General features: G+C 66.1%; 17 protein-coding genes. 11 read left to right on the forward strand and 6 right to left on the reverse strand.

The genetic code is table 11. The annotated features are described in order from the left end of the window. Window positions 1-14 precede the first annotated feature (14 nt). The gene (gene argF / locus E5Z01_RS08385) at window positions 15-938 is read right to left on the reverse strand and encodes an ornithine carbamoyltransferase (RefSeq protein ID WP_240738245.1); all 924 of its coding nucleotides are present in this window, start codon (window positions 936-938) and stop codon (window positions 15-17) included. Between the two features lie 309 nt (window positions 939-1247). Here argF and rdgB point away from each other — a divergent pair, with 309 nt between their 5' ends. Next, window positions 1248-1889 (forward strand): RdgB/HAM1 family non-canonical purine NTP pyrophosphatase, encoded by a 642-nt coding sequence (gene rdgB / locus E5Z01_RS08390; RefSeq protein WP_135228948.1) that lies wholly within the window; start codon window positions 1248-1250, stop codon window positions 1887-1889. Between the two features lie 86 nt (window positions 1890-1975). Here rdgB and E5Z01_RS08395 read toward each other — a convergent pair whose 3' ends face one another. Then, window positions 1976-2416, reverse strand: a complete 441-nt coding sequence (locus E5Z01_RS08395; RefSeq protein ID WP_135228949.1) for a SufE family protein — start codon at window positions 2414-2416, stop codon at window positions 1976-1978. A gap of 140 nt (window positions 2417-2556) precedes the next feature. On the opposite strand from E5Z01_RS08395, the gene E5Z01_RS08400 reads away from it, so the two are divergent. Both E5Z01_RS08400 and E5Z01_RS08405 read left to right on the forward strand, forming a co-directional pair. Next, a complete protein-coding gene (locus E5Z01_RS08400; protein ID WP_135228950.1) occupies window positions 2557-3417 on the forward strand; it encodes a sulfurtransferase in 861 nt (286 codons plus the stop codon). A gap of 338 nt (window positions 3418-3755) precedes the next feature. Next, complete coding sequence (locus E5Z01_RS08405) at window positions 3756-5135, forward strand: serine hydrolase domain-containing protein (RefSeq protein ID WP_135228951.1); 1380 nt, start codon at window positions 3756-3758, stop codon at window positions 5133-5135. A gap of 154 nt (window positions 5136-5289) precedes the next feature. Here E5Z01_RS08405 and E5Z01_RS08410 read toward each other — a convergent pair whose 3' ends face one another. Together E5Z01_RS08410 and E5Z01_RS08415 are read right to left on the reverse strand one after the other, a co-directional pair. Next, window positions 5290-7161, reverse strand: a complete 1872-nt coding sequence (locus E5Z01_RS08410) for an ABC transporter ATP-binding protein (RefSeq protein WP_240738243.1) — start codon at window positions 7159-7161, stop codon at window positions 5290-5292. A gap of 106 nt (window positions 7162-7267) precedes the next feature. After that, on the reverse strand, window positions 7268-7453 hold the full coding sequence (locus tag E5Z01_RS08415; protein ID WP_135228952.1) for a hypothetical protein: 186 nt from the start codon (window positions 7451-7453) through the stop codon (window positions 7268-7270). 191 nt (window positions 7454-7644) lie between these two features. Here E5Z01_RS08415 and E5Z01_RS08420 point away from each other — a divergent pair, with 191 nt between their 5' ends. The 5 genes from E5Z01_RS08420 (at window position 7645) to E5Z01_RS08440 (ending at window position 13389) form a co-directional block, all read left to right on the forward strand. After that, window positions 7645-8874 (forward strand): CinA family nicotinamide mononucleotide deamidase-related protein, encoded by a 1230-nt coding sequence (locus E5Z01_RS08420; protein WP_135228953.1) that lies wholly within the window; start codon window positions 7645-7647, stop codon window positions 8872-8874. Next, complete coding sequence (gene thpR / locus E5Z01_RS08425) at window positions 8871-9827, forward strand: RNA 2',3'-cyclic phosphodiesterase (protein ID WP_338069135.1); 957 nt, start codon at window positions 8871-8873, stop codon at window positions 9825-9827. Before E5Z01_RS08420 ends, thpR begins: the two co-directional genes overlap by 4 nt. Then, window positions 9824-10897 (forward strand): recombinase RecA, encoded by a 1074-nt coding sequence (gene recA / locus E5Z01_RS08430; protein ID WP_119764845.1) that lies wholly within the window; start codon window positions 9824-9826, stop codon window positions 10895-10897. Before thpR ends, recA begins: the two co-directional genes overlap by 4 nt. 180 nt (window positions 10898-11077) lie before the next feature. Beyond that, on the forward strand, window positions 11078-12181 hold the full coding sequence (locus E5Z01_RS08435; protein ID WP_135228954.1) for a M20 family metallopeptidase: 1104 nt from the start codon (window positions 11078-11080) through the stop codon (window positions 12179-12181). A 119-nt stretch (window positions 12182-12300) separates the two neighbouring features. After that, the gene (locus E5Z01_RS08440; RefSeq protein ID WP_135228955.1) at window positions 12301-13389 is read left to right on the forward strand and encodes a hypothetical protein; all 1089 of its coding nucleotides are present in this window, start codon (window positions 12301-12303) and stop codon (window positions 13387-13389) included. Window positions 13390-13458: 69 nt separating this feature from the next. On the opposite strand, the gene E5Z01_RS08445 is transcribed toward E5Z01_RS08440, so the two are convergent. Next, a complete protein-coding gene (locus E5Z01_RS08445) occupies window positions 13459-14916 on the reverse strand; it encodes an E3 binding domain-containing protein (protein ID WP_135228956.1) in 1458 nt (485 codons plus the stop codon). 447 nt (window positions 14917-15363) lie between these two features. On the opposite strand from E5Z01_RS08445, the gene E5Z01_RS08450 reads away from it, so the two are divergent. The 3 genes from E5Z01_RS08450 to E5Z01_RS08460 all read left to right on the forward strand — a co-directional run bounded on the left by E5Z01_RS08450 (window position 15364) and on the right by E5Z01_RS08460 (window position 17720). After that, a complete protein-coding gene (locus E5Z01_RS08450; RefSeq protein ID WP_135228985.1) occupies window positions 15364-16125 on the forward strand; it encodes a metallophosphoesterase family protein in 762 nt (253 codons plus the stop codon). Between the two features lie 61 nt (window positions 16126-16186). Then, window positions 16187-17110 (forward strand): DNA polymerase III subunit delta', encoded by a 924-nt coding sequence (locus tag E5Z01_RS08455; RefSeq protein ID WP_135228957.1) that lies wholly within the window; start codon window positions 16187-16189, stop codon window positions 17108-17110. Between the two features lie 124 nt (window positions 17111-17234). After that, window positions 17235-17720, forward strand: coding sequence for a hypothetical protein (locus E5Z01_RS08460; protein WP_135228958.1), 486 nt, complete (start codon window positions 17235-17237; stop codon window positions 17718-17720). Window positions 17721-17759: 39 nt separating this feature from the next. Here the strand turns inward: E5Z01_RS08460 and E5Z01_RS08465 are convergent, their stop codons facing one another. Beyond that, window positions 17760-18869, reverse strand: a complete 1110-nt coding sequence (locus tag E5Z01_RS08465; protein ID WP_135228959.1) for an LptF/LptG family permease — start codon at window positions 18867-18869, stop codon at window positions 17760-17762. Between the last annotated feature and the right edge of the window lie 32 nt (window positions 18870-18901).

The following is an 18901-nucleotide window of genomic DNA, read 5'->3' on the forward strand; positions in this document are numbered from 1 at the left end:
GCCGGCCCCCAGCTTCACCAGCGGGGCTGCAACTCGCCCATCAGGTGATACATCAGGGCCTTCTGGGCGTGCAGGCGGTTCTCGGCCTCGTCGAAAACGCGGCTCTTGCGGTGCTCGGTGGCCTCGGGTACGGTTTCCTCGCCGTAGTGGGCGGGCAGGCAGTGCAGAAAAATGCCTTTTTTGGCGATGGTGTCCAGCATGCTGGGGGTGACCTGGTAGCCCTTGAAGGCGCGGCGGCGAATGTCGGCCTCGGCTTCCATGCCCATGCTGATCCACACGTCGGTGTACAGCACGTCCGCGCCCTCGACGGCGCTCAGGTCGTTGGTGATGGTGAGGTTCGCGCCGCGTTTCACGGCGTCCATGGCGACGGCGGCGTTCGGTTCGTAGCCCACCGGCGTCACGATGGTCACGTCCGTGCCGGTCAGGATGCCCATGTGGATGTGGCTGTTGGCGAGGTTGTTGCCGTCCCCGATGTACACGACGCGCAGGCCGTTCAGGTTGTGCCCGAATTCCTCCTCGATGGTCTGGTAGTCGGCCAGCAGCTGGGCGGGGTGCAGCATGTCCGAGAGGCCGTTGATGATGGGCACCGAGGCGTTCTCCGCGAGTTCCTGCAAGTTGCCCTGGAGGTATACACGGGCCATCACGCCGTCCACCCAGCGTTCCAGGTTGCGGGCCACGTCCGACACGCGCTCGCGGGTGCCCAGGCCCACTTCCTGATTCGTGAGGGTAATGGCGTGACCGCCGAGCTGGTACATCCCCACGTCGAAGGTCGTGCGGGTGCGCAGGGACGCTTTCTCGAAAATCAGGGCCAGCGTCAGGCCGGCCAGGGGTTTCACCTCGCGCCACTCGCCGCGCTTCATGCTGTGCGCCGTGTCCATCACCGCGCGCAATTCGGCGGCCGTCATGTCCAGGTTACTCAGAAAGTCGCGCCCCGCCATCACCGGACGCGGCAGGGTGTCCGGGGTGTGGCGCAGCGGGCCGGAGGTCGGCCGGGCCGCCTGGGCCGGGGCGGGGGTCGCGGGCGTCACCTTCGCCGTTTTCTTGCCGGAGCGGGCGCTTTTCGTCATGAGGCAAAGTATAAGATGCCCCAACAGGGCCGCGTGCCAGGGTATTTAGAAGGGCGGCCGTGAGGTGGCCAGCATTGAGAGGGGCAGCGACAAGCAGAGGCAGGCGCCTGCGCCAGGCCCCCAGCTGGGGGCCTGGGCTTCCTGACGGGTTTCTCAGGCCGGCTGGCCTACACTGGGTGGGTGAGCGCCGAGCATGCAAGTTACGTGGGCCGCGTCGTGGTGGCGACGGGGAACGCTGGAAAAGTCAAGGAGATTCAGGAGGCGCTGGCCCCGCTGGGCTGGCACCTGGAGGGCATCGGGGCCTTTCCCATGCCCGAGGAGACCGGCGCGACCTACGAGGAGAACGCCGCGCTGAAGGCCTGCACCATCGCCATGGCCACCGGCCTGCCGGCCCTGGCCGACGATTCCGGCCTGGAAGTCGAGGCGCTGGGCGGCGAGCCGGGCGTGTACTCGGCCCGTTTCGGCAACCGCGCCAGCGACCTGGAGCGCAACCTGTACCTGCTCGAACGCCTGCGCGACAAGAAGAACCGCCGCGCCAGGTTCGTGTCGGTGATTGTCCTGGCGTACCCGGATGGGGTGGTCGAGGAGTACCGGGGCGAGGTGCCCGGCGTCATTCTGGAAGGGCCGCGCGGCGGGGGCGGTTTCGGCTACGATCCTCTTTTCCTGCCGTACGGCGAGACGAACACTTTTGCGGAAATGAGCGTCGAGGACAAAAGAGCCATCAGCCACCGGGGGATTGCCCTGGAAGCCCTGAAAGCCGCGCACCAGCAGGGCAAGGCCCGCCAGTCTTACCCCGGCGCGGCCGGCAGCCGCCTGGACTGAGGCAGTAAATAGGCAACAGTCATGAGGCGGAAGAAACAGGCTTGAGCCGAAGGCTTGAGCCGCTCCACTTCCCTCCCACTTTCTCCTTACTCTTCTCCCTTCACGTCCCTTTTCAGGCGCATCAGGATGGCGCCCATGCCGCGCATACGCATGGGGGTAATCAGTTCACTCAGGCCCATGTCCATGTAGAACTGATCCGGGACGTTCAGGATGGTTTCAGGCGTTTCGCCGTTGAGGGCCTCATGCAGGATGCCGGCGTACCCACGCACGGTGGGGGCGTCCTCGGGAACTTTGAAGTGCATCTGCACGCCGCCCCCCGCGTCCTGTTCGGTCACCAGGAAAAAGGGGCTGGCACACTCGGGCACCGGCTTCAGGAATTCGGGGTGCTCGGCGTACTTCTCGGGCAGCGGCGGGAGTTTGCGGCTGTACTCCAGCAGGGCTTGCAGGCGCATGGTTTTGGGAACGCTCTTGAACATGCCGACGATGTTCTGGAGCTTCTCGGGCAGGGCGGGTGTGGCGCTGGTCATACCCCTACTGTACCCCCCCCAGGTGTAGGAACCGGGAGTGGTTGCCCAGTTGACTTAAAAGGTCAACAATAAGTCTCGCCTAGAATAGATGGGCAACGAATAGACGGGCAACAAGAGCCAGGCTCTAAAGGAGAAGCGAAATGGATTACGCCAAAGACGTCCTTGTCAGCACCGACTGGGTAGCCGAGCACCGCCAGGACCCCAACGTCCGCCTCATCGAAGTCGACGAGGACATTCTGCTGTACGACACCGGCCACATCCCCGGCGCCGTGAAACTGGACTGGCAAACCGACCTGTGGCACCCCGTGGAGCGCGACTTCATCGGCGCAGGCGAGGTGCAGGCGCTGCTGGGCCGACTGGGCATCCGCGAGGGCGACCAGATCGTGCTGTACGGTGACAAGAGCAACTGGTGGGCCAGCTACGCCTACTGGTTCCTGAGCTACAGCGGCGTGGGGAACCTCAAGATCATGAACGGCGGACGCCAGAAGTGGGCCGCCGAAGGCCGCGAACTCACCACCGACGCCCCCAGCGTCACGCCCAGCCAGTACCCGGCCCTGACCCGCGACGACAGCCTGCGCGCCTACCGCGATGAGGTCAGGGCGCACCTTGAGGGCGTGCAGGCTGGGAAAAATGCCCTGGTGGATGTCCGCAGCGCCGACGAGTTTTCCGGCAAGGTCACGCACATGCCCAACTATCCGCAAGAAGGCGTGCTGCGCGGCGGACACATTCCCGGCGCCCGCAATATCCCCTGGGCCAAAGCCACCAACGAAGACGGCACCTTCAAAAGCGCCGACGAACTCAAGGCCCTGTATGAAGGCGAGGGCGTGACGCCCGACAAGGACGTGATCGCCTACTGCCGCATCGCCGAGCGCAGCAGCCACAGCTGGTTCGTGCTGCGTGAACTCCTGGGCTACCCCAAAGTTCGCAATTACGACGGCAGCTGGACGGAGTGGGGCAACGCCGTCGGCATGCCCATCGAGAAGACGTACACCGAAGAGTAAAAACGGCGCGCCGTAAGGGCCAGGACAATGCTTTCCCCGCTCCCCGGAGCGGGTTTTTGCTTTCCGACCCCTGGAAGATAGGTGCCTCATACGGATTCCGATTGAATCTGGTAGTTTCAGATTCAATCCGAGCGGATGCGAGTAGGAAAAAATACGGATTCCGCGATATGGATGCACAGGCGGCGCTTTCCCGACTGTGCAGGAATTAAGCGGAATCCGTATCAGCCCGCTTCCTGCGGGAGACGCCCAAGGAGAGGGCGGCGTTAGGGGGCGGGGTGTGGAACGTCCGGCACGGCTGTGGCAAGCGAACCACGCGCCAGAGGCCCTAGAGTAGGCGTATGACTTTAATCGAGACGGTGCGCAGCTTTGCGCCTTACCTGGAGTCGTGGGTGGAGTACCAGCGGGACATGGGGCGTATTCCGGGCGTGCAGGTGGCCATTCGCGTGGGCGATGAACTGGCGGCGTCCTTTGCGCTGGGCCACGCCAACGAACCCAAGGGCGAGAAGCTGACGACGCGGCACCTGTTCCGCATCGCGTCCCACAGCAAGACGTTCACGGCCACCGCCATCATGCAGCTGGTGGAGGCGGGCAAACTGCGCCTGGACGACACGGCGGGGCAGTACATCCCCGAGTTGCAGGGATCCGCGGCGCAAGACTACACGGTGCGCGAGTTGCTGGGTCACCAGTCGGGCATCAACCGCGACGGGGCCGACAGCGAGTACTGGCAGCAGCGCTTCGACTTCCCGGACCGGGCAAAGGTCATCGAGCTGTGCCGTGCCGACGCCGTGTTCGAGCGCAACCACCACTTCAAGTACACCAACATGGGGTACTCGCTGCTGGGCCTGATCATCGAGGCGGCCAGCGGGCAAAGCTATGAGGACTACATCGCCGAGCACATCACCGGGCCGCTGGGCGTGAAGAACCTGGGGCCGGAACTGCCCGCCGAGCGCGAGGGCGAACTGGCGACCGGCCACAGCGCCCTGATGCACGGCCACGACATGCGGCGCACGCTGCCCAGCAGTAATACGCACGCCATGGCCGCCGCCACCGGGTTTTTCGGCACGGCGGAAGACCTGACCGCTTACTGGGCCCGGCACGCGCTGGGGCAGACCACCCTTATTTCCGACGCCTCCAAACGCCTGATGCAGCGCAAGGAATCCGAGGTCACGCGCCCCACCCGCCGCTGGTACGGACTGGGCCTGATTATCGATGACCTTGGCGGGCGGCCCCTGGTGGGCCACTCGGGCGGGTTCCCCGGCCACATCACGCAGTCGTGGCTCGACCCGAAAACAGGCCTCAGCGTGTCCGTCCTGACCAACACCCTGGGCGGCCCGGCGACCGAGTGGGCGACCAACATCGTCAAACTCATCGATTTCGCGCAGAAGAAACCCGAGAAGCAACGGGCAGATGCGCCGGGCATCGACCCCAACACGTTTACCGGGCGGTTCGCCACGTCGTGGGGCGTATACGACATCGTGAACCTGAACGGGCGGCTGGTCGCGCTGTTCCCGCAGGGCGACCCGGCCATGACCGCCACCGAACTGACCATCGTGGACGCCGACACCCTGGCCCCCGAACCCGAAGCGGGTTTTGGCTCGGTGGGCGAGCCGTACACCTTCGGGCGCGACGAGAAAGGCCAGATCGAGTGGGTGCGCAGCGGCGGCTCCCGCGCCTGGCCGGTCGAGAAATACCGCGAAATGTTGGCCGCGCAGCAGTAACGCAGCGCAGCAGGAACACAGGCGCCACAGCTAGGGCCTGCCGGGGAGACACCAGCAGGCCCTTCTGTCATTGGTTTTGTTGCAGAAGAAGCACATCTTTCCGGCCGTTCTCAGAGACCGCGGGCTCGTTGTCCAGCTTTTCCCCGTTCCCGGCTCAGGCGGGGTGCGCGCGGGCCGGGGTGGGCGGTTCGCTGGCGTACCCGCTGGCCTGCAGGTTGTACAGCGCGGCGTACTTGCCATTCCGGGCCAGCAATTCCGCGTGACTGCCGGACTCGGTGACCACGCCGCCGTCCAGCACGATGATGTAATCGGCCAGACGCACAGTGCTGAAGCGGTGCGAGATCAGGAAGGTAATGCGTTCCCGCGCCTGTTCACGCAGGGCCTCCATCGTCTCGAATTCGGCGCGGGCATCCAACGCCGCCGTGGGTTCGTCGAACACCAGCACCGAGGCGTCCCGGAAGTACAACCTCGCCAGGGCCAGGCGTTGCCACTGCCCGCCCGAGAGTTGCCGGCCGCCCTGAAAAAGCCGTCCCAGGCGGGTGTCCAGTCCTTCCGGCAGGGTGTCCACGTACCCGGCCCCGGCGCGCTCGATGGCGGTTTCCACGCCGGTCACGTCTTCAAGGCGTTCCACTTCGGCAATCGCCACGTTGTCCTGCACGGTCATCTGGTACTGCCCGAAATCCTGAAAGATGATGCTCATTTCCCGCTGCACGCTGCGCGGCGAGAAGCGCGTGGCATCCAGGCCGTTCAGGAGAATGCGGCCCGAGGTCGGCTCGAACAGGCGCGTCAGCAGCTTCACGATGGTGGTTTTGCCCGCGCCGTTCTCCCCCACCAGCGCCAGCGCCTGCCCGCGCGTCACCGTGAAATTCACGCCGTTCAGGACATCCCGGTCGGTCAGGGGGTAACGGAAGCCCACATCCTGAAACTCGATGGTTTCAATGGAACCCGTCCACGTTTCGCCGGCGTCCAGGTCACGGTCCGGCAACTCCAGAAAGCCGAAGAGGTTGCGCATGTACAGCAGGTTCTGGTAAATGCCGCTCAGGCCGTTCAGGAACCCCGACACCGTGCCCTGCACCTGCGCGATGCCCAGGATGAACACGCTGAAATCCCCCACGCTGATCTGGCCCGCCGCCGCCCGGCGCAGAATCAGGGCGCTGGCCAGGCCGATCAGCAGGGCCGACAGCAGCGACGCGCCGAAGCCCCAGACCGCGCGGCGGCGCACGATATCCTCCAGTTGCTTGCGGAAACCCAGGTAATACTCGCGCCAACGCGAGAGCAGGTACGGCTCGAAACCGAACAGGCGCACTTCCTTGACCAGCGTGTCTGAGGTCAGCAGGCTGCCCAGGTAGTTCTGCACGCGGGCGTCGTGCGTCTGCCAGCGCAGCATGCGGTAGTTTTCGACGCCGAACCGGTTGCTGACCCACACGCCCGGCAGGCTGGCCAGCAGCACCAGCGGCAGCACCCAGAAGCCCAGCCGCGCGATCAGGGCGCCCACCGACACCAGCGTCACCACCGCGCCGATGAGGCCGATAAGTTGCAGCGCCACGCCCAGCGGGCGCGTGCCCACCTCGCGGTAAGCCTGCTGCAACTTGTCGTAGGTGTCGGCGTTCTCGAAAGACTCGACGCTCATGCCCGCCGCCTTGTCCAGAATGCGGCGGCTCACGCCGTGCTGCAGGCTGTCGCCCAGCAGTTGCTGCGACGTGCTCTGAAAGGTGGACAGCAGGCTCCCCAGCACCGTCAGGCCCACCTGAAAGGCCAGCAGCGTCAGGAGGGCCTGGTACGTCACGTTGCCCGGTGTGCCTGCATTCTGTGCAGCGCGCGCCACCTCGTCCAGCAGCAGTTTTCCCACGTACAGGTTCGCGGCCGGCAGGGCGCTGGACAGCAGGCTGGTGGCCGCGTAGGTCAGGGTGTGGCGCGGGCTGGCCTGCCACACGATTTTCAAGGTTTCCAGCAAGTCCGCCGGACGCATCTTGATGTCGGGGTCGGCCTTGCGCTGGGGCGGAGCGCGGAACTGCTCGGGCCTCAAGCGCCGCGCCCCCTGAACAGGAACCTGAGTGGAAAAAGAAGGAGGAAAAGCATTTTCCCATTCTGACGCCGGCGCCGCGCCCTCGCGCCCGCCGGACGATTAGGCGTTACCTTACCAAACGGCCAGGCGGCAGCACTGTGCGCCGCCACAGGCGCCATTTCAGGCGGCGCAGCACGGCGCGGCTGATCCACTCTGCCTGAAGCAGCGCCTGCAACTCGGGCCGCAGCTCCGGCGCACGCTTCTGTGCCACGAGCAGCATGGCCCGCACGGCCTGCCGACGTGCCTGGAACACGTCCCCTCTCTCGACTATGCCCGACATGACTGGACTACGCGCTCAGGCGGCGCCGGGTTGCACCTTCCCACTGTGCCCGGAGCCCGCCGCGCACGGCTTGAGGCGTCCGGACGGCCTTTAGACTGGGCGAACTGCCGGGCCGATCCCGGTGGCATCTTGTTCCGTTTTCGCTTATACTTCCAGAGGTCTTTATGCTTAGAGCAGAAATCGTCAGTGTAGGTACGGAACTGTTGTTCGGTGAAATCACCGACACCAACGCCGCATTCCTCGCTGCTGAACTGGTGGCCCGCGGCGTCACCCTGAACCGCAAAACCGTGATCGGTGACCACCTGCCCACGCTGACGCAGGTGCTGCAAGACGCCCTGGAGCGCGCCGACCTGATCCTGCTGGGCGGCGGCCTGGGCCCCACCGACGATGACCTGACCCGCGAAGCCGTGGCCGCCGCGCTGGGTGAAACGCCCAGTGAAGACGCTGAGCTGCTGGCGTGGTTGGAGGGGCTGTACGCCGCCCGTGGGCGCGACATGCCGCGCAGCAACCGCAAGCAGACGTGGCTGATTCCCAGCGCCCAGGCCCTTGCGAACCCGGTGGGCACCGCGCCCGGCTGGTACGTGCAGCCGCGTGGCCCGCGCTACGCCGGCAAGGTCATCGTGGCCCTGCCCGGCCCGCCGCGCGAAATGAAGAAGATGTGGGCCGAGCAGGTGCTGCCGCGCCTGCCGCTGCCCGACCACGCCATCCTGCACACCACCATTCATACCCAGGGCATCGGCGAAAGCAATCTCGTGGAGGTGCTGGGCGACCTGACCAGGGGCCAGAACCCGTCCCTCGGCACCTACGCCCGCAAAACCGGCGTGGACGTGCGCGTGTCGGCCAGCGCGCCCACCCACGACGAAGCGCAGGCCCTGCTCCACCCCGCCCTGAGCCAGGTGCGCGAACGGCTTCAGCGCTGGACGTGGGGCGAGGACGGCGACACGCTGGCCGGGGCCTTGCAGCCCACCCTGGGCGACCGAACCCTGGGCGTCATTGAGGCGGGCAGTGCCGGGCACCTCTGCACCCTGCTGGCCGGACAGGCGAACCAGTCCATACTGCACGACGCCGCCATCACCGAGAACCACGCCCGCCTGATCACGCTGGGCCTGACGCCCGTGACCCTGCGCGACCGGGGCCTGGTGAGCGAACAGGCCGCGCTGGAACTGGCCGCCGGGGCACGCGAGCACCTGGACGCCGACATCGGCCTGAGCGTCGTCGTGAGCACCACGGGCGACAACGCCGGAACCGCGCACGCCGCCATCGTCACCCCCGACACGCACCGCGCCACCACCATCAACTGGCCCGGCCACCCCGACCAGATCAGGGAACGCGCCGCCGTGGCCGCCCTGGCGCTGGCCTACCGCACCCTCAGACCCGGGGGGTGGCAAGGATGACCGGCGGAGTGAAGATCAAGAGAAAAGCAGAGGGCGGCCGGCAGAAAGCGGCCAGCCAGCCAGCCGAGCAGCCCAGAGGGCAGGCGGCCGAGAAACAGGCCAGCGAGAAAACGGAGCGCCGCACCCCACGTCCGGCTGACCGGAAGGAAAGCGCCAATAAACCAGCCAGTAAACAGGTCAGCAAACCCGTGAAGAAAAAACCCGCCGGCAGTCAGCGCGACGAGGTGATGGCCTTCATCGACCGGAGCGTGAAGACAAAACCGAAAGGGGAGAACGCCCGCCCGCCCCACGCGGACGAGGAGCACACGCCCTCCACCTACCGCCTGTTCTTCGCGCTGCGCGTTCCCACCGAAATCGCCAACAGGCTGGCGGAGATGCAGCGGAAACTGAAAGGCAACTGGCGGGCCGTGAACCCCGGGCAGATGCACATCACCCTGACGTACCTGCCCGCCGTGCCGCCCGAGAAGATAGAAGACCTCAAGCGCCTCGGCACGCGCCTCATGCAAGACCTGCCGCCCATGAGGGTGAAACTGCGCGGCACCGGGTACTTCCCCAACGAAGGCAGCCCGCGCGTGTGGTTCGTGAAGGTTGAGGCCGAGGGCCTGGCCGAACTGGCCGAGCAACTCCGCGCCGGCGTGCAGGAACTCGGCGTACAGACCGAAGACCTGCCCTTCAAGGCCCACGTCACCCTGGCCCGCAAGAAAGGCCCCGCCCCCCGCATTCCGCCCCTGGTACTGGATCACCTGGAATGGACGGCCACGGGCGGAACTCTGTACCGCAGCATCCTGCGCAAAACAGGCCCCATCTACGAACCGCAAAGCACCTTCCGTTTCCGGGGCGAACCCCCTCTGTCGCCTGCGGCGACATCTCCCCCCATGAAGGGGGAGAGGAACAAAAACAAAGAAGACGAAACCCAGCCTGAAATGCAGGACACCAAGGAGCAAAGCACATGAGCAAAGACAACCCCAAAGACGTGACCGCCCCCACCGACGCCAAGGAACGCCTCAAGGCCATCGACACGGCCATGAGCCAGATCGAAAAGCAGTTCGGCAAGGGCAGCATCATGCGCCTCGGCGCCGAAAGCAAACTGGACGTGCAGGTCGTCTCCACCGGCAGCCTTTCGCTTGACCTGGCGCTGGGCGTGGGCGGCATTCCCCGTGGCCGCATCACCGAAATCTACGGCCCGGAATCCGGCGGCAAGACCACCCTGGCCCTCGCCATCGTCGCCCAGGCCCAGAAAGCTGGCGGCACCTGCGCCTTCATCGACGCCGAACACGCCCTCGACCCCGTGTACGCCCGCGCCCTGGGCGTGAACACCGACGAACTCCTCGTCTCGCAGCCCGACAACGGCGAGCAGGCCCTGGAAATCATGGAACTGCTGGTGCGCAGCGGCGCCATCGATGTCGTGGTCGTCGACTCCGTGGCCGCCCTCACCCCCCGCGCCGAAATCGAAGGCGACATGGGCGACAGCCTCCCCGGCCTGCAAGCCCGCCTGATGAGCCAGGCGCTGCGCAAGCTGACGGCCATTCTGAGCAAGACGGGCACCGCCGCTATTTTCATCAACCAGGTGCGCGAGAAGATCGGCGTGATGTACGGCAACCCCGAAACCACCACCGGGGGCCGCGCCCTCAAGTTCTACGCCAGCGTCAGGTTGGACGTGCGCAAGATCGGGCAACCCGTCAAGTCGGGCAACGACGCCATTGCCAACACCGTGAAGGTCAAGACCGTGAAGAACAAGGTCGCCGCCCCCTTCAAGGAAGTCGAGTTGACCCTCGTATACGGCAAGGGCTTCGACCAGCTCAGCGATCTGGTGGGCCTCGCCAGTGACATGGACATCATCAAGAAAGCCGGCAGCTTCTACAGTTACGGCGACGAACGCATCGGCCAGGGCAAAGAAAAAGCCATTGGTTACATTGCCGAGCGCCCCGAAATGGAAGAAGAAATCCGCCAGAAAGTCATGGTGGCAATCCGTGGAGGCAACGCCCCCGAACTGGAAACCAAGCCGATGGAAGCTGCCGAGTAAGCGAAGGGAAAGAAAAGCGCCCCACCGCCTGGGAAACCGGGGGTGGGGCGCTTCATGTGGGATGCAGGTGACGAGAACTTTCCTCAGCTTCTTGATGGCTTGACCCCTCGACTTCCTTGCTCCTGATCCTGATCAGGAGTGCTTTATCCTCTTTCCCTCGCCTAGGCCTACACTGCATCCATGTCCACAACTGATTTCCTGCGTGACCTGATTCGTATTCATTCGCTGTCCGGGAAGGAGGGGCCGCTGGCGCAGCGGGTGCTTCAGGAGTGGCGTTCGCTGGGGTTCAGTGAGGCGTTCACGGACGGCGCGGGGAATGCGCTGGGCGTGGTGCGCGGGCAGGAGCCGGGGCCGGGGTGGCTGCTGGTCACCCACCTGGATCACGTGCATGAGGGGGACGCCAGCCTGTGGGAGTTTCCGCCGTTTGAGGCAGTGCTGGACGGCGACACGGTGCATGGGCGCGGCGCGGTGGACATCAAGGGGCCGCTGGCGGCGCAGACGTACGCGCTGGGGCGCTTGCTGGCGCGTGGCGTGCGGCCCCGCCGGGACGTGTGGGTGGCAGCGTTTACCGACGAGGAAATTGGCGGCACAGGCGCGGACTTCTTCGTGAAGAACGCCCCGGCAGAGTTCGGCGGAGTGATCGTGGGCGAACCGTCGAGCAGTGGGCTGATGCTGGGGCACCGGGGCGTGGCCAGCGTGCGCGTGAAATTCCGGGGCCGGGCGCACCACGCCAGCCTGGCCCTGCAGGACGAGAACCCGGTGTTCGCGGCGGCCGAGTTTATCCGGCGCGTACGGGCACACGAGTTCCCCGAGCACCCCATCACGGGCCGCACCACCCTGACGGTCACGCAGATGTTCACGGATTCCGGCAGCGAGAACCTCACGCCGAACACCGTAGAGGTCGTCCTGAGCTGGCGCTTCAACGAGGAGGACGACGTGAACCGCCGCACGCTGGCCGGGTTGCTGGAAGGCCTGCCCGCCGAGGCCGAGCTGACGCCGCTGTGGAGCCGCTCGAACACGCCGGGCTTTCAGACGCCGCCGACCGATCCGCTGGCGGGGCTGGTGGAGCGCTACGCGGGCCGCCTGAAAGCGGGCTCGGGCGTGTGGAAATTCGCCACCGACGGGCGCTACACGGCGGCGGCGGGCTGGCCCACGGTGGGCTGGGGGCCGGGTGACGAAGGGCTGGCCCACACCACCCGCGAGCGCGTGAGCGTGCGCGAACTGGAAGCGTACGCGGACACGCTGGCCGAACTGCTGGAACGCGAAGTGCCGCCGGAATGCTGAAGGTGGTGCCGGGGCCCACCGATTCCAGTGACCCTGCTGTGGCCTGGACTGGGTGCAGTGTTCCCGGCCATCCGTCAAATTGGGAAGAATTTTACATTTGCACTGTTACGCTTGGGCTGATGCAAAAGAAAACAATCCTTTCCCTGCTGTTGCTGTCGTCCCTGTCTGGGGTGGCGCTGGCGCAGACGGCGCAGCAGAAAGCAACCATCAGTCAGGTTATTCGCGTTTACAATTCAGGCTTCGACGCCATGGACGCGGGTGACTTCGTGAAGGCGGCAGCGGTCTTTACGCAATGCGGCCAGATGGTCGATGCCAATTCCGGCATGCGCAACCTGAAAACAGACGACTCGGGTGAAACGTTCGGGGAAATGGGCGCATTGTGTTACAGCCTGGTCAGGGCCGGCAGCCTGGAGTTGCTCGCCCAGAACCCCAGCGCCTCGCAGAAAGTCCGGGATTACATGACGCAACTCAAGACCCTGAAAGGCGAGGAGTGCTACCAGATCGCCAGTTACCTGGGGGCGCAGTACCCCGCGCTGAAGTACGCCATGATCAATGGCAAGACCGTGGGGGCCATTACCGCCAGATGCCAGGGAGAAGTGCTGGCCGGGCAACCCATCACGAACGCCGAGCGCCAGGAAGCGCAGCAGTTCGCGCCGCTGGTGCCGCAGCTGGCCAAGTTACGCACCGATTTCAAGGCCGCTCAGGGTCGCCCGGAAAAAACAGACCGGGACGTCCTGTTGAAGTACCAGGGCCTCCTGAGTGCCAGCAACCGGGCGCAGGAAATGGCCGCGATGGTCGCCGCGACAGACGCGTCCACCCGGCGTGCTTCGCTGGGCAGCACGACTCTGGGCGCCCTGGTGGACGACATTTCCAGGGTGAGTCTGGAAACGGGCAAGGCTTTCAATACCTTTAAACCGAAGGCCAAGGGGGCTTTCGACCGTCAGGAGGCGGCCGCCAAAACGGAACTGTCCAGAATCCTGAAGGGCGACAAGCTGAGCATCTACAGGCGTCAGGGCCTTCCCAGCAGCAACAGTGGGAACCCCACCTTTGCGTCGAACGGCATCTACAGTGCCGACGGGAAGGCGCTGGCGAAGGAAATCGCGGCGTCCACCCTGTGGTTCTACAATGACAAGGGAAACGGTTGCACCTACAAGTACTGGTTCAATGGCCACACCGTGTCCAAGGTCGAGAAACCATACGGCTGCTGATTGAAGACCAGGGAATAAAGAAGCGGGGCGAAGGTGTGCATACCTTCGCCCCGTTCCTACTGCGCTGCTTTAGACCAGCAGAATGACGGGTTTTTCCAGGGTGTCCGCGACTTTCGCCAGGAACTGGGCGGCCTTGCCGGTGTCCACGTCGCCTTGCAGGCTCAGGCTGGCCTGACCGTCCTGCACGCGGCCCACGCTGAGGGTCAGGGTGTGCGGGTAGTGCAGGTCGTCCAGACCCATGCTGCCGGCGTCCACGACCAGCAGGTCGGGCGTGCCGTCGTGGTGGCTGTCCATGGCACTCAGGGCGTCACGAATGCCGCTGCTCTGGCCTGCGCCGACCTCGAGGGCCTGGTTGGCGTCGATGTTCTGCATGGCGACACTCTGAAGGCCCAGCAGGTGCAGGTGGCGCTGTGCGGCGCGGGCCACCATCAGGGCCAGCGGCACGTCGCGCTCCAGGGCTTCGCCGAGCTGGGCTTGCAGCCCTTGCAGCGTGCCCAGGTCGGCACTGCGGCGCAGGTACGTGCCGAACCATACGGCGTCACGCGGCACTTCGCTGGTGGGGCCGCTGTACACAGGCGCGGTGGACACAGGCGCGGTAGACACTGGAGCCGTGGGAACCGGGGCGCTGGCCGCAGCGGGAGCCACCGGCGCAACGGCTTCCGTGACGGGTTCGGGCATGCGGGCGGGCTCGGCAGGCCTCTGGGGTTCCGCCACCTGGGGTTCCGGGGCCGGGGCGGCCACGGCAGGCGTCTGGGTAGTAAATGCCTGGGCAGCAGCCGGCTCAGCAATGGGCGCCTCGAAAGCAGCCGCTTCAACCCGGGGCGCTTCGGGCGCCCTGGCAGGCACGGGTTCCACCACGTCGGTGGGCACGTCTGCCACCTGAGGTTCCAGGGCGGCCTGGGCAGGTTCGGGCGCGGCGACCGGGGCAGGGGGCGCGACTTCCATGCTGGGCACGCTGGGCGCAGTGGGGGTGGCGGCCGCGGCCACCGGCTTGGTCGTGGGAGCGGGTTCTTCCTTATGGTACAGGCGCGACAGCAGGCTGCCCAGGCCACCGACCGTTGCGGCGGGCGCGGCGGGGGCCGAGATCATGCTGCCCGAGGTCTCCCCCAGTGGGGCGGCGTTCTGAGCGGTGTTCTGAACGGCCGCCGGTGCGGGGGCGGGAACCAGTTCCTGGTCGTCCAGTTCGAAGTCACTGGTTTCCAGGGCCGGGGTCGCGGTGCCGGGAATCTGCGGGCCGGCCGGGCGGCCCTGCGACACGAATTCGGCAATGTCGCTTTCCACGCCGGCCTTGCTGAGGGCCGCCGCGTCGAACATGCCCGCGCCGGGCACGTCGTTGCCGTCCCAATCGGGCGGGGGGGCATCCACGGGGGTGGACGGTGGCTCGGCCTCCCCGCTCATGACACGGGTCAGGTAATCCAGGATGTCCTGCTCGACGATCTGACCGCCGGGGCCGGTGCCGTGCAGGGTTTCCCATTCGATGCCGTTCGCTTCCGCAAGAATCTTCGCCAGGGGCGCAATGCGTTCCATTTACTTCTCCCTTCGTGCGCTGGTGAGGAGCGCAGCGTTGTCCGCCTGGGCGGTCAGCCTGATTGGGTGTTCGAACTTCACGCTAACAAATGTGCCTGCTCGCTTCTGACAGCCTTCTTTCACGGTGGGCACGCTGGGTGAGTGATAAGGATTGCGGTTGAACAGTTCTTCCATACCTGGACAACGCGACTGGAAGGAGCAGGAACAACAAGCGTCCCGGACGTGAAGTGAGCCCTCCGGCGTTCTTCCGGCGGGAGCAAGGAACAAACGGGAGACTTATGAAATGCCCAGAGCAGTCTTGCGGTGCTCTGCTGACATTTGTAACTTGCTTCACGGTTCGTAGTGTACCGGGTCTGGGGTGCGCCGCGCCTGCGGGCGTCGGGAAAACTGGACACGCCACGCCGACGGCGCGGTTGCCGGGCGCGCCCTTGCGGCTGAGACGCTATGATGGGTGACGTGCGGCTGCTGCTGCTTTCCGACATTCACGCCAACAACGTCGCGTTGCAGGCCGTCTTGCTGGACGCTGAGAAACGCAAGTACGACCAGGTCTTGCACCTCGGGGACGCCGTGGGGTACGGCCCGCACCCGCGTGAAGTGCTGGAAACCCTGCGCGAGTACGACGCGGTGTGCATCATGGGCAACCACGACCAGATGATGCTGGAATTGGACAGCGGCGAGCGCGCGTACAAGGAAAGTGTGGTGTCGGCCGCCCTGAAGTACCAGCTCGGGCGCCTGACCGAACGCGACCTGAAATGGATGCGCACCTGGCGCGACGGCATCGATGACCCGGATGTCGGGGCACGTTACCGCCACGGCACCCCCACCAGCCTCGACGATTACATGGACTCGGTGACCGCCGCCCGCGAGGCCTTTCAGCAGTGGCAAGGCCGCATCTGCTTTGTCGGGCACACCCACCAGCCCGCCGTGTACGCCACCCTGAACGCCCCGGTGGGCGAGTGGATCAAGGAACAGAAACTCAGCGACGGCGGCACGTACATGATCCCGCCCGCTGCCCGCGTGATCCTGAACCCCGGCAGCGTCGGCCAGCCGCGCGACGGCAACCCCGCCGCCAGTTACTCCATCTTCGACACGGGCCGCCACAGTTTTGAGATTTTTCGGGTGCCCTACGACATAGGCCGCACCCAGGACGCGATCATGGAGGCTGGATTGCCACAGGTGCTGGCGGCCCGCCTGGCGATCGGAAAATGAAAGAGGGTTGTCGGGTGTGGTTCGTGAGGGGCAGGGAACGGCTTTTCCCCACCTCCGCCTTATGACCCTGCACGGCCCGCTGCTGGAGCAGGCGGGGCAGTTTGGCGGGAATGCGCTGCTGCTGACTGGCCCGGCGCGGGTGGGAAAACTGGCGGCGGCGTGGGGCATGGCGGCGGCGCAGAACTGCACTGGAGTGCGGGGCATGTACGGCGAGGCGTGCGGCGCGTGCCCGTCATGCCAGGCGCTGGCGGCGGGCGCGCACCCGGACATTCTGCTGGTGGAACCGCGCGCCACCACCACCACCGGGAAGGCCGCGCGGCGCAAGCTCATTCCCATCGGGGCCATTCTGGAAGGCCGCGACAAGAACCGGGATTATGACGTGCACGTGTACGAGTTCCTGGAAGTCCGGCCCACCTTTCAGCGCCGGGTGGTGATCGTGAACGGCGCGGAATTTCTGGGCCAGGAAGCCGCCAACGCCCTGCTGAAACTGGTGGAGGAACCCCCACACCGCGCCCTGTTCGTGTTGGTCGCCGAGGATCTCCGCGCGGTGCTGCCCACCATCGTCAGCCGCTCGGCCCGCCTGAACGTTGCGCCGGTGCCCGATCAGGAGGTGGCCCGCGCCCTGGTGCGCTCGGGGCTGGACGCTGACCAGGAACTGATCGCCTTCGCGGCGGGCCGCGCCGGGGTGCTGGACGCCGCCGAGACCGTGAAGGCCGCCCTGGGCGACGCGAAGCTGCTGGACGACGCGCTGGACACGGGCCTCCTGACCACCCTGGAAACCGCCGAGGGCCTGGAGAAACGCTGGGACGCCGCCTGGCACCCCGAGGCGCTGCGTTTCGTGTGGCGGGAGCGCCCTGCCCACCAGCGCGCCAGGGCCGACACCGCCCTCAGTGCCCTTCAGGAGGCGCTGGAAGCCTACGCCAGCCCCAGCCTCAGCTTTCAGGTGTTCGCGCTGGCGCTGCGCGACGCCTTCGGGCTGACATGATCCCAGGGAAAAAGAGGGACAAAAAAGATAGGCTGTATCTAAGAAAGAGGGGGCGGTGGCTGGCAGGAAAATCGGAACACCACGCTTCATCAGCTTCGCTTCACGATCCGGTCTAAACTCTTGCATGGCCCCCGAACCACAGTGGACATCCCCGGATCCGCCAGAACCCCACCCGCTGGACGCCGTGCGTGAACAGGCCGCCCGCACCACCCCGGCGCACGTCAGGGCGCAGTTGAACGACCTGAGCGCGCAGCAGACTGCGCTGGCCGCCGGCGGCCCCTGGTCTGCCGCGGCCGAAGCGACGTTCCGGCAGGTGATCGGCATGGAGCGCAAGGCGGGGCTGGAGATGCGCGTGGCGCTGGGCGAAAAGGGGCAGCAGTACCTGAGATCCACCAGGAACCTGGGCGACATGCCCCTGCCGGAGCTTCAGACCGAGTACGCCCAGACCCGGCAGGTGACACTGGCGCTGCTCGACGAACTGCTGGCCACACCTGGCGTGCGGGCCTGGACGCTGGGGGAAGAAGTGCTCCCGGAGATCTATATCGTGGCGCTGCACCAGCGGCTCAAGCGGCTGGGTGAGGCCCTGGCGCAGGAACAACTGAAGGGCTGAGTCCGCTCTGCCCTGTCGTCGCTGGGCAGTGGCGACAGCTCAGCGGCGGTTGGCCAGCCACAGCAGCAGTGCCCCCGCCAGCACGGCGATGGTGTCGGGGGCGTAGGCGGCCAGCGCGGGGGGCAGGGCGCCCTGCTCGCCCATAATTCGGAACACGCTCCAGGTGGCGTAGTACGCGAAAGCCAGCAGGATGGCCCAGGTGAAGCCCAGGTTGATGCTGCTGCGGAAGGTGTACACCGCGAGGCTCACCGCGAAGAAGGTCAGCGCGATGGCCGCCAGCGGTTCGGAGAACTTACGGTGCAGCGCGGTGAATTCGGCGGGCGCGGCGACCTTCTGGAGGCGGTAGGCGTTCGTGCGCTCGAGCAGGGTTTTCAGCGGCAGGTCGATGGGTTTCAGGCTACCGCTGGCGCTGGCGTTCTGATCGAAGTTGGCCTGCACGTCCTGCACGGGCAGGGTGCCGCTCCGGAAGGTCAGCACCGTGATGGGCCGCGCCGACTGGTAGGTGATGCGCTCGCCGTCCTGAAGGGTCAGCACGTTGCCGCTGAGTTTCCCGCTGCGGGCGGTAATCACCTCGCGCGGCGGCTGGCCCACCTGCATGGTCACGATACGCAGGTCGCGCATGGTGCCGTCTGCGGCCAGCTCCCCCACGCTGATGGCGCGGCCCAGCGAATCGGTCAAGACCAGGTTACGGCCCTGCGCGTCGCGGGTGCCGAGGCCAATGACGCGCGGGTTATCGAAGATGATCTGGCGCTGCACGGTCTGCTCGGCCACCCTGGTGCGCGGCGTGACGCCTTCCCCGATGGCGAACGACAGGGCCGCCACGCCCAGCGCCAGCGTCAGCACCGGCCACATCAGCCTCATGATGGGAATGCCGCCCGCCTGCGCGCCCTTGATCTCCGAATCGGAGGCCAGGCGCGACAGCCCCAGCAGCGTGGCGAACATCAGCCCCAGCGGCAGCGCCTGCGAAATGGCCCAGGGGATATTCAGCGCCAGCAGTTTGCCAACCAGCAGCGGGTTCGCGCCCTTCGCCAGCAGCGGGGCCAGCACCTCCTGCAAGGCCACCAGCAGGAACAGCAGAATCACCACCGCCAGCGCCCCCAGGAAGGCCGGGATGATCTCGTCCAGCACGTACCGCTCGAAGCGCCTCATGGGCGTTTCCTCTGCGTGTGAGGCGCTTCTCT

Source organism: Deinococcus fonticola, assembly GCF_004634215.1.
GTDB lineage: Bacteria > Deinococcota > Deinococci > Deinococcales > Deinococcaceae > Deinococcus > Deinococcus fonticola.

Bases quoted from the DNA above. Each gene is read 5' to 3' on its own strand.
- argF (WP_240738245.1), bottom strand. From the start codon at position 938: ATGGCGGGGCGCGACTTTCTGAGTAACCTGGACATGACGGCCGCCGAA.
- E5Z01_RS08395 (WP_135228949.1), bottom strand. From the start codon at position 2,416: ATGACCAGCGCCACACCCGCCCTGCCCGAGAAGCTCCAGAACATCGTC.
- E5Z01_RS08400 (WP_135228950.1), top strand. From the start codon at position 2,557: ATGGATTACGCCAAAGACGTCCTTGTCAGCACCGACTGGGTAGCCGAG.
- E5Z01_RS08405 (WP_135228951.1), top strand. From the start codon at position 3,756: ATGACTTTAATCGAGACGGTGCGCAGCTTTGCGCCTTACCTGGAGTCG.
- E5Z01_RS08420 (WP_135228953.1), top strand. From the start codon at position 7,645: ATGCTTAGAGCAGAAATCGTCAGTGTAGGTACGGAACTGTTGTTCGGT.
- thpR (WP_338069135.1), top strand. From the start codon at position 8,871: ATGACCGGCGGAGTGAAGATCAAGAGAAAAGCAGAGGGCGGCCGGCAG.
- recA (WP_119764845.1), top strand. From the start codon at position 9,824: ATGAGCAAAGACAACCCCAAAGACGTGACCGCCCCCACCGACGCCAAG.
- E5Z01_RS08435 (WP_135228954.1), top strand. From the start codon at position 11,078: ATGTCCACAACTGATTTCCTGCGTGACCTGATTCGTATTCATTCGCTG.
- E5Z01_RS08440 (WP_135228955.1), top strand. From the start codon at position 12,301: ATGCAAAAGAAAACAATCCTTTCCCTGCTGTTGCTGTCGTCCCTGTCT.
- E5Z01_RS08445 (WP_135228956.1), bottom strand. From the start codon at position 14,916: ATGGAACGCATTGCGCCCCTGGCGAAGATTCTTGCGGAAGCGAACGGC.
- E5Z01_RS08450 (WP_135228985.1), top strand. From the start codon at position 15,364: ATGGGTGACGTGCGGCTGCTGCTGCTTTCCGACATTCACGCCAACAAC.
- E5Z01_RS08455 (WP_135228957.1), top strand. From the start codon at position 16,187: ATGACCCTGCACGGCCCGCTGCTGGAGCAGGCGGGGCAGTTTGGCGGG.
- E5Z01_RS08460 (WP_135228958.1), top strand. From the start codon at position 17,235: ATGGCCCCCGAACCACAGTGGACATCCCCGGATCCGCCAGAACCCCAC.
- E5Z01_RS08465 (WP_135228959.1), bottom strand. From the start codon at position 18,869: ATGAGGCGCTTCGAGCGGTACGTGCTGGACGAGATCATCCCGGCCTTC.